The organism is Mesorhizobium sp. CNPSo 4684, assembly GCF_057784315.1.
Genome location: NZ_JBWLUX010000096.1, coordinates 1 through 875, shown reverse-complemented (window position 1 = coordinate 875; position 875 = coordinate 1). Strand labels below are relative to the sequence as shown.

At 62.1% G+C, this 875-nt stretch carries 1 protein-coding gene; it reads left to right on the top strand.

From position 1 onward, the window contains the following. Nucleotides 1-12 precede the first annotated feature (12 nt). A partial coding sequence (locus AC04SG_RS32835) for an IS481 family transposase (protein ID WP_488554399.1) occupies nucleotides 13-875 on the top strand: 863 nt, incomplete at its 3' end.

The following is an 875-nucleotide window of genomic DNA, read 5'->3' as shown; positions in this document are numbered from 1 at the left end:
CGGAGGGTCCGAATGAACATCCACAAGAATGCCCGTCTAACGCCGCTGCGTCGAGAGGAGATGGCACTGTCGGTGATAGAAGGCGCTCTTTCCCAAGCCCATGCGGCGCGCGTCTACGGCGTGTCGGCCAAGATCGTGGCGCGCTGGGTCGAGCGTTATAAGGCCGAAGGGCGGGCCGGCATGGTCGACCGTTCCTCGCGGCCCTCCCATATGCCACAGGCCACCGCTGCGTCGATCGCCGAGCGCATTGTAGCCTTGCGGCGGCAACGTTGGACCGGCAAGCACATTGCCATGGAGACCGGCGTCTCGCCCGCCACCGTCAGCCGGGCTCTCAAGCGCGCCGGACTGTCGCGGCTGAGCGATATCGAGCCAGCCGAACCTGTTCGCCGCTATGAGCGTGACAATCCAGGGGAGATGATCCACATCGACATCAAGAAGCTCGGTCGTTTCGAGCGCATCGGCCACCGCATCACCGGCGACCGAAAAGGACAATCCAACAGCCGTGGCGTCGGCTGGGAGTTCGTCCATGTTTGCATCGATGACGCCTCGCGTGTGGCCTTCTCGCAGATATTGCCTGACGAGAAGAAGGAAAGCGCCATCGCCTTCCTAAAGGCTGCTCTCGCCTTCTATGCCAGCCTCGGGATCACCGTCGAGCGCGTCATGACCGACAATGGCTCCTGTTACAGGTCGAAGGCCTTCGCCAAAGCCTGCCGCAAGCTCGGGCTCAAGCACGTCTGCACAAAGCCATATACGCCAAAGACCAACGGCAAGGCCGAACGCTTCATTCAGACCGCCCTACGTGAGTGGGCCTATGCTGTCGCCTATCCGACCTCAGACAGCCGTGCAGCCGAGCTTCCAGTCTGGCTCCACAGATA